Here is a 925-nt window from a genome sequence, read left to right as displayed (position 1 = left end):
CACTCTGATAAAATTAGACCTAGGGTGTACCAATGATATTTTTATGAAGGCTTACGACCAGGATCTGCGTCAAAAAATTATTTCTGCTTACCATAATAGAGAAGGTTCGTATCGAAAGCTTGCGAAACGCTTCCATGTAAGTCTCAGTTTTATACAAACATTATTAGGGCGTTATTTAGACACAGGAAGTATAAAACCATTGCCACATAAAGGCGGAAAGCCAGCCAAAATAAAAGACGAACATTACCCGATTTTACAAAAATTGGTAGAAGAAAATAACGATAGCACTCTGGAAGAATTATGCGTACAAATGGAATTAAAAACTCAGATAAAAATTAGCCGAGCCGCAATGGGAAGAACATTGCAGAAACTCCAATTGACGCGAAAAAAAAACCTTACACGCGGCGGAGCAAGACACGGATAGAGTTAAAAAATTAAGACAAGAGTTTTGGGAACTTATCCGTACATTTAACCTAAATAATTTGGTGTTTGTTGATGAGTCTGGAGTAAATATAGCTATGACCAGACTTTATGCCAGGGCGTTAAAGGGAAAAAGAGCACATGGCTCTCGTCCGGATAAACGTGGTAAAAATGTAACTATCATTGGGGCGATCGCCTTACGGGGAATCGTTGCTGCAATGAGTTTTAAGGGTGGGAATGATAAAAATGCATTCTTAACTTATATTAATCAAGTTTTAGTTCCAAATTTATGGAAGGGAGCTTGTGTAGTTATGGATAATTTTAGCTCTCATAAAGTAGCAGGAATCAAAGAAGCGATTGAATCTGTGGGTGCCCATCTAATTTATTTATCACCCTACTCACCAGACTTTTCTCCAATTGAAAATTTTTGGTCAAAAGTTAAAGAATTTTTACGTTCACAACAGACGAGAACTTACTCCGATTTGGATAAAGCTATTACAGAAGC

At 37.2% G+C, this 925-nt stretch carries 1 protein-coding gene and 1 pseudogene; both read left to right on the top strand.

Annotated elements, in window-relative coordinates; genetic code table 11:
* Positions 1 to 424: IS630 transposase-related protein (locus tag DP117_RS35250; protein WP_211176561.1), on the top strand; the 424-nt coding region annotated here is incomplete at its 5' end.
* Positions 425 to 446: 22 nt separating this feature from the next.
* Positions 447 to 925 (top strand): annotated as a pseudogene (locus DP117_RS35245) (IS630 family transposase); the annotation flags it as partial.

The organism is Brasilonema sp. UFV-L1 (genome assembly GCF_012912105.1).
Classification (GTDB): Bacteria; Cyanobacteriota; Cyanobacteriia; order Cyanobacteriales; family Nostocaceae; genus Brasilonema.
This window is presented reverse-complemented; position numbering and strand designations above follow the sequence as displayed.